6 protein-coding genes are annotated in these 8008 nt (G+C 73.2%); 4 read left to right on the plus strand and 2 right to left on the minus strand.

The features are described from left to right. The first annotated feature begins 87 nt into the window (after positions 1-87). The 3 genes from OJ997_RS07420 to OJ997_RS07430 all read left to right on the plus strand — a co-directional run bounded on the left by OJ997_RS07420 (position 88) and on the right by OJ997_RS07430 (position 2836). Positions 88-657, plus strand: a complete 570-nt coding sequence (locus OJ997_RS07420) for a dihydrofolate reductase family protein (protein ID WP_270024433.1) — start codon at positions 88-90, stop codon at positions 655-657. Positions 658-706: 49 nt separating this feature from the next. Beyond that, positions 707-1876, plus strand: coding sequence for a murein hydrolase activator EnvC family protein (locus tag OJ997_RS07425; RefSeq protein WP_270024434.1), 1170 nt, complete (start codon positions 707-709; stop codon positions 1874-1876). Between the two features lie 78 nt (positions 1877-1954). Continuing rightward, entirely contained in the window at positions 1955-2836 is an 882-nt protein-coding gene (locus OJ997_RS07430) for an alpha/beta fold hydrolase (RefSeq protein WP_270024435.1), read from the plus strand. 137 nt (positions 2837-2973) lie between these two features. Here the strand turns inward: OJ997_RS07430 and rarD are convergent, their stop codons facing one another. Beyond that, positions 2974-3876 (minus strand): EamA family transporter RarD, encoded by a 903-nt coding sequence (gene rarD, locus OJ997_RS07435; RefSeq protein WP_443732120.1) that lies wholly within the window; start codon positions 3874-3876, stop codon positions 2974-2976. A gap of 69 nt (positions 3877-3945) precedes the next feature. On the opposite strand from rarD, the gene OJ997_RS07440 reads away from it, so the two are divergent. Then, entirely contained in the window at positions 3946-5541 is a 1596-nt protein-coding gene (locus tag OJ997_RS07440) for a peptide chain release factor 3 (RefSeq protein ID WP_270024437.1), read from the plus strand. A 10-nt stretch (positions 5542-5551) separates the two neighbouring features. On the opposite strand, the gene OJ997_RS07445 is transcribed toward OJ997_RS07440, so the two are convergent. After that, positions 5552-7897, minus strand: a complete 2346-nt coding sequence (locus OJ997_RS07445; protein WP_270024438.1) for a hypothetical protein — start codon at positions 7895-7897, stop codon at positions 5552-5554. Positions 7898-8008: the final 111 nt, after the last annotated feature.

Here is an 8008-nt window from a genome sequence, read left to right on the forward strand (position 1 = left end):
GCAATCGGGACGGCACCCTGAACTTTGTCGAAATCGGCGCCTCCCGTTCGTCGCCCAGGTAGAAACGCAACCCAAAGGAGACGCACCATGGCCACCGTCCTCGACATGTCGATGTCCCTCGACGGCTTCATCGCCGGCCCGAACGTGAGCCTGGAGAACGGGCTCGGCGACGGCGGGCAGCGCCTGCACGACTGGATCGTGCCCAGCCCGGACCACAAGCAGGTCGCCGTCGAAGGCGTGAACCGCGAGCTGTTCGACGAGATCCTCGCGACGGGCGCCGTCGTCTGCGGACGCGGGACGATCGAGCCCGCCGGGCACTGGGGCGGCGACCATCACGACGGCGTGCCGATCTTCGTCCTCAGCCGGACCAAGACCGAGAGCGAATGGCCGCTGATCCGCTACGTGAGCGACGTGCGCGCCGCGATGGCGGCCGCCAAGGAGGCCGCCGGCGAGAAGGACGTGCTCGTGCACGGCGACACGACGGCGCAGCTCGCGCTCGCGGCCGGCGTCCTCGACGAGCTGCAGCTGCACATCGTCCCGATCGTGCTCGGCGCGGGGCGGCGGCTCTTCGCCGATCAGCCCGCCGATCTCGAGCGCACGCGCGTGCTCGCGGGCGAGCACGGGGTCGTCCACGTGCGCTATCGCGTGCGCCGCTGAATGCCGCCTTGCGGGGAAAACGGGGGTCCCCGCCTAGGATGCTCGCCGGATGTCTCACGGTCGCCTCATCCTCGCCCTCGCGGCGCTGCCGTTCGTCGTATGGCTGTTTCTGCCCGTCGCCTCGAACGGCCAGCAGCTGCAGCGCAAGATCGAGCAGAAGCGCGGGGAGATCGAGGCCAAGAAGCGCCGCGAGCGGTCGCTGACGAGCACGATCGAGGGCTACTCGCGCCGGATCAACACGCTGCAGGGCGACATCTCGACGCTGCAGGCGCGGCAGGGGAAGATCGAGGCCGACCTGACCAAGAAGCGCGCCGAGCTGTCCCGCCTGCAGGAGGACCTGCGCAAGGAGCGCGCCCGGCTCACGCGGTTGCGGGCGCGGCTGGCGGAGTCTCGCGCGGCGCTCAAGGACCGGCTCGTCTACCTCTACAAGACCGACGAGCCGGACCTCGTGACGGTGATCCTCGAGTCCGAGGGCTTCGCGGACCTGATCACGCGCACCGAGTTCATGCAGCGCGTCAGCCAGCAGGACGCGCGCATCCTCGACCGCGTCGTGAAGGCGAAGGCCGAGGCGACGGCGACCGAGAAGCGGCTGGACAAGTTCGAAGCGCGCCAGCGCAAGGTCACCAAGCTCGTCTCGCAGCAGCGGCTGGAAGTGCTCGCGATCAAGAACCGGCTCGTCGACCGCCGCCAGCAGCACGAGGCCGCCCGCACGGACAAGCGCCAGGCGCTCGTATCCACGCGCACGTCCCGCAAGAAGCTCGAGAGCCATCTCGTCTCGCTGCAGAAGGAAGAGCAGCGCATCCAGGCCCGGCTCGCCGGCTTCTCCGGCACGCCCGGCCCGATCCGCCAGGGCAGCGGCTCGATGATCTGGCCCGTCGGCGGCACGTTCACGTCCCCGTTCGGCCAGCGCTGGGGCCGCCTGCACGCCGGCATCGACATCGCGGCCGCCGTCGGCACGCCGATCCGCGCGGCCGAGTCCGGCAAGGTCGTCCTCGCGAGCTGGACCGGCGGCTACGGCAACTACACCTGCGTCCAGCACGGCGGCGCGCTCTCCACGTGCTACGCCCACCAGGTCCGCTACGGCACGTCCGTCGGCGCCAGCGTGAGCAAGGGCGACGTCATCGGCTACGTCGGCAACACTGGCAACTCGACCGGCGCGCACCTGCACTTCGAGACCCGGGTCAACGGCAACCCCGTGGACCCGATGGGCTACCTCTAAGCCTCCGTAGCGGTCGGGAACCGGTTCCGTAGCGCGCTACGGAGGACGGAGCGGCGGGTCGGGCGGAGACTCGGTCGCATGACCACCGACACGCTGAACACGACCCAGATCGCCGCGACCGACGCCGGCCCGATCGAATACCGCACGATCGGCGGCGGCACGCCCGTGCTCGTCCTGCACGGCACGCCCGGCGGCATCGACCAGGCGGAGCTGATGGCGCGCTTCCTGCCCGCCGGCTTCGAGGCGATCCTCGTCTCGCGCCCCGGCTACCTCGACACGCCGCTCGGCGACTACCCCGGCTTCGACGCGGAGGCGTACCTGCTCGTCGCGCTGCTCGACCACCTGGGGATCGAGCGCGCCGGCGTGCTCGCCTGGTCCGGCGCCGGGCCGGTCGCGTACCGCCTCGCCGCGCTCCATCCCGACCGGATCAGCGCGCTCGTGACGATCGCCGCCGTCAGCGAGGCGTTCACGGTCGCCCCGCTCGACCTCGGTAACCGCTTCCTGATGGGGACGAAGGTCGGCGCCCGCATCATCCGGATGCTGGCCGAGCACCAGCCGGAGCAGCTGATCGACGGCACGCTCAAGACGGAAGGGACGCTGACGCCCGAGCAGCGCAAGGCGCGCCTGGCGGAGATCCTCGAGGACGACGTCAAGCGCCGCTTCGTGCTCGACCTCGCGCGCACCGTCGATCTCGGCCGCGCCCGCAAGGCCGGCTACGAGCGCGACTGCCGGCTGTTCACGGAGATCGAGACGCTCGAGCTGGAGCGGATCACGCAGCCGACGCTGATCGTGCACGGCAACGCCGACGCGGAGCTGCCCGTGGCGCACAGCGTCCACGCCGCGGCCGCGATCCCGAACGCCCGCCTGCTCACGCTCGAGACCGGCACGCACCTGGCGTTCTACGCGCACCCGAGCGCCGCCCTCGCGCAGGCCGAGGCGGTCAGGACGCTGCGGGGTTGACGACTTCAGCCCCGCGGGTGATCCACACGCGGGGCAGAGCGCGCAACCATGGGTGAACGCCCATGACCAAGCCTCAGCCCAGCCAACGCCCGGCCGTCACCTCGGCCTCCACGCAGCGCGAGCTCGTCGCGCTGTCGCTACTGCTTCGCCGCTAGCGCGCGGGCCGGCGCGAGCCGGGCACGGGCGCGCACGCTGTCCGCGGTGAAGACGATCACGGCGACCCAGACGAGCCCGAAGCCGATCCAGCGCGCGGTCGGCATCTCCTCGCCGCGGATGCCAACGCCGATCCCGAACTGCATGATCGGCGCGAGGTACTGCAGCAGGCCGATCGTCGTCAGCGGGATCCGCACCGCGGCCGTGCCGAACAGCATCAGCGGGATCGCGGTCACGATGCCGCCGCCCGCCATCAGCAGCGCGTGGCCGGCGCCCTCGTGGGCGAACGTGCCCTCGCCGCTGCCGGCGAACCAGATCACGCACAGCAGCGCGGGCGTGAACAGGAACGCGGTCTCGATCGCGACGCTCTGCGTGCCGCCGATCCCGACCTGCTTCTTGACGAGCCCGTAGAAGCCGAACGAGAACGCGAGCGTGAGCGCGATGAACGGCGGACGCCCGTACGCGACGGTCAGCACGACCACGGCGACGGCCGCGATCGCCACCGCCGCCCACTGCGCGCGCCGCAGCCGCTCGCCGATCACGAGCACGGCGAGCGCGACGGTGACGAGCGGGTTGATGAAGTAGCCCAGCGACGTCTCGACCACGTGGCCGGAGTTCACGCCGTAGATGAACACGCCCCAGTTGACCGTGATCAGGGCCGCCGCGAGGGCGAGCAGCGCGAGCTTCTTGCGCTCCAGCTCACGCGCCCAGCGGAAGCCGTCCGTGAACGCGAGGACGGCGACGAGCAGCACCACCGACCACAGGATCCGGTGCGCGAGGATCTCGACCGCACCGGCCGGCTCGAGCAGCGGCCAGTAGAGCGGAAAGAGCCCCCACAGCAGGTACGCCGCGAGGCCCGCCAGGAAACCGGAACGTTGGCGGCTCAGCGGAAGTCTCGGGTACGGCAGGGAGACACTGGCCCGACCAGCGTATCCACGCTCGTACTCTGGACTTTCATGAGCGCGGCAGATCCAACGTTGGTGCGGGAGGCGGCGCGTCGCCGTACCTTCGCGATCATCTCGCATCCGGATGCGGGCAAGACGACGCTCACCGAGAAGCTGCTCCTGTACGCGGGGGCGGTCGGCGAGGCGGGCTCGGTGACCGCGCGCAAGGGCCGCAAGTCGGCGACTTCGGACTGGATGGAGGTCGAGCAGCGCCGCGGCATCTCCGTCACCTCGACGGTGCTGCGCTTCGAGTACGACGACGTCGTCTTCAACCTGCTCGACACTCCCGGCCACAAGGACTTCTCCGAGGACACGCTGCGCGTGCTCGCGGCCGTCGACGCCGCCGTGATCCTGATCGACGCGGCCCGTGGCGTGGAGCCGCAGACCGAGCAGCTGTTCCGCGTCGCCCGCGCCCGCGGCATCCCGCTGATGGCGTTCGTGAACAAGTACGACCGCCCTGGCATGGAGCCGCTCGAGATCGTCGACCACCTGACCGAGCAGCTCGAGCTGCCGCTCGTGCCGCTCACCTGGCCCGTCGGCATCCCGGGCGACTTCCGCGGCGTGATCGACCGGCGCGACGAGTCCTTCCACCGCTTCACCCGCGTGACCGGCGGCAGCGCGGCCGCGCTCGAGGAGGTCGTGGACGTCGAGAACGAGGGCTCGGACCCCGCGTGGGCGACCGCGCGCGAGGAGCTCGAGCTGATCGACGTCGACGGCGCGGAGTTCGACGAGGACGCGTTCCTGGGCGGCGAGCAGATCCCGCTGCTGTTCGGCTCGGCGGCCTGGAACTTCGGCATCGGCCAGCTGCTGAACACGCTGCGCGACATCGCCCCGTCTGCGCGCCCGCGCGCGACCGAGGACGGCGAGCTGCGCCCCGTCGACCAGCCGTTCGCGGCGCTGGCGTTCAAGGTCCAGGCCAACATGGACCCGCGCCACCGCGACCGCGTGGCGTTCATCCGGATCTGCTCGGGCCGCTTCGAGCGCGGGATGCGCGTGACCAACGCTCGCACCGACCGCACGCTCGCGTTGAGCTTCGCGCACGAGGTGTTCGGCCAGGACCGCGTCGTGCTCGACGAGGCGTTCCCCGGGGACGTGCTCGGCGTGATCATCGGCGGCGACGTGCGCGTCGGCGACACGCTCTACCTCGGCGCGCCGGTGCAGTTCCCGCCGATCCCGACGCTGACGCCGGAGTCCTTCGTGACCGTCTCCAACCGCGACGTGAACCGCCACAAGCAGTTCCGCCGCGGGCTCGAGCAGCTCGACCAGGAGGGCGTCGTGCACGTCCTGCGGCGCGAGCACTCGCAGGACCCGGTCCCGGTCTTGGCCGGCGTCGGCCCGATGCAGTTCGAGGTCGCCGTCGAGCGCCTGCGGACCGAGTTCGGCGCCGACGTGCGGACCGAGATGCTGCCCTGGCAGGCGGCGCGCCGCACCGACGCCGAGGGCGCCGCGAAGGTGCTGGCCGACCCCGGCCACACGGACGTGTTCGTCCGCGCGGACGGCACGCAGCTGGCGGTGTTCCCGAACCGCTTCATCCTCGACCGCTTCGCGCAGCGCAACCCGTCGGTCCGGCTCGAGCGCCTCATCGGCGCCGACGAGCCGGACGAGTGAGCGTGCGCCGCTACCGGTAGGTCGCGGGCTGGCGTTCCGTGAGCGTGGTGCCGTCGGCGCGGCGGCCGGTGACGACGATCTCGCCGGTGTAGAACGCGCCGTCGTAGACGGCCATGAAGAGGCCGCCGACGGGCTTGACGGTGCGCACGTCGCGCGGCGTGCGGATCGTGACGGTGACGACGTCGGGCGGCGCTTCGCCGGTCACGATGGTGCGGCCGGGGAGCGTGCGGCGGGCGATCTGCGGTGCGAGCGGGGGTGCGTCAGGACCGGTCCACGCCGGCTCGCTGCCGGGACCCGAGACCCCGAAGCGCAGGCGCGGCTTGCGCGACGGCCGGCGGCTGCGGGTTCCGGGCGGCGCGGACGAGTACGAGCCCGGCCCGAACATGACCGTGGCGTCCTCGGGGTTCAGGTAGGCGAGCCGGCCGGCGATGGCGCGCGCGGTGAAGGCGCAGGACCGGTCGCCGATGCTGGAGCGTCCGTAGACCCAGGGCGGGCCGCCGTCGGGGTCCGCGACGCGGACGTTGCGGCCGGGCTGGAGCCGGCACGGGGCCGCGAGGTCGTTGGCGCGGGAGGTACGGACGGTGCCGTCGGTGCGGGTCTGGCGGACGCGGAGCTCGCCGAAGGCCTCGTCGCCGGGCACGACGAGCAGGAACGTCCCGTCGGGTCCGAGCGCCAGTGGACGCGGTGCACCGGCGCCGAGCAGCTCGGCGCTGCGCACCCCCGCGCCGAGCAGGCCGGCGACGACGGTGCGCAGCGGTCGCGCGTGGGCCGACAGCGGGTCGTCGACCTCGACGCGGGAGATCGCGCCGCCGGCGTGCTTGGCGAGCCACTTGGGCCCGTTGCAGTACGCGTCGCGCGCGAGGTCGAGCGTGCGGTCGCGCCCGCCGGGTTGCGGCAGGACGAGCGTGCCTCCCGGACCCGGGTGCCCGATCTGGAAGCACCGGAACTCGCGCTCCTGGTTGGGTCCGTTGCTGGGCAGCTTCGCGTTCTGTCCGGCGCGCCACGAGCGCAGCCGCCACGCGGCGCCGCCGGTCGGATCGTCGGCCTGGCGGGCGATCCGTACCGTCGCGCGGTCGGCCACGAACGGGTCGGGGATCGCGACGCGCTCGACCACCGAGGCCACCGAACGCCACGCGGGCGGGGTCGCCGGCGCGGGCTCGAGCGGGTTGCCCCGGCGGCCGGTGACGCCGGTGAGCGGCGTGAGCGGTCGGCCGTCGACGGTCAGGCGCACCGTGCGCGGGTCGACGTGCCCGTCGAGGATCACCACGAACGCGTGCGTGCGCTCGTCGACCGCGATCCGGCGGGCGGGACCGGGCGCCTGCAGCTCGACCACCGCACCGGGCGGCGCCGCGCCCCACGCGATCGTGCGCGCGGCGTTCAGCCCCCACCACGACGTCTGCCCGCTTCGCTGATTGAACGGGACGAAGCGGCGCACGTCGAGGAACGCGCGGTCCTGCGCGCCGCAGCGCAGCGGCACCGAGGGCGGGGAGAAGTTCACGACACCGGAGTGGGCCGGCAGCGGCGTCGGCGAGTCGGGCCCGCGTTGACGCTGGGCCTGCACGCATCGCAGGCCGGACTGCACGCGCACGGTCTCGCGCCGGACCGTCCACGGCGCGCCGCCGCTGGGGTCGGGCGCGAGGTACTCGCCCGTGTCCGCGAACCGCAGCGTCGTGGTCTTGCCGGTCGCGTCGGTCAGGACGACGCGCGGGCGCAGCTGGTCCGGCGACCCCTTGAAGATCGCCAGGAACGCGTGGTCCGGGCCGAGCTTCAGCCGCTGCGTGCGCCCGCCGCCGACCGCGATCACCTCGCGCACGTCGGGCGCGGCGACACCGTTGACGACCGTGAGCGCGCTGAGCCGCCCGCCGCCCTGGAACGCCCGTGCGCCGGCCAGGGTCGCGCCGTGCGGCTGTGGCGTGCTGCACGTGTCCGCGGCGCCGGCGGGCAGCGCGCGGAACCGCCGGTCGAGCCCGACGAGCCCGAGCTCACCGTCGAGCACCTGGCCGACCGTGGCGCAGACCGCGCCGGTGGTGCTGCGCGAGGTGCGCACGTCCCACGCCGGACCGCCGTCGGGGTCCGGGACGTTCAGCTCGTTCAGCTTGGCGGTGCCCGGCACCGGCGCGAGCTCCGCCGGCACCTGGTCGGCGGGCGCGGGCGGGATCGGGTCGTCGCGGCCGATCACGAGCCCGGCCGCGACCGCGCCGGCAGCGAGCAGCAGCGCGGCGCCGAATCCGAGCACGACCGCGCGGGGAATGCGCGCGAGCCAGCCGCGCCGAGCGCGCGCGGCGGCCTCGTCGGCCCGCGCGGCGCGCACGAGCTCGGCACCGACCTCGTCGAGGATGCGCGGCCGTGGGGTCATCGCACGGCCCCCACGAGCCGGCGCGGCACGAGCGCAGGTGCGGCGTGGCGGGCGCGGCGCGGGCGTGCGGCGAGCGCGGGGCCGGGGCGGCCGGCGGGGCACGCGGAAGGC

This window comes from Solirubrobacter phytolaccae (assembly GCF_027587195.1).
GTDB classification, from domain to species: Bacteria; Actinomycetota; Thermoleophilia; order Solirubrobacterales; family Solirubrobacteraceae; genus Solirubrobacter; species Solirubrobacter phytolaccae.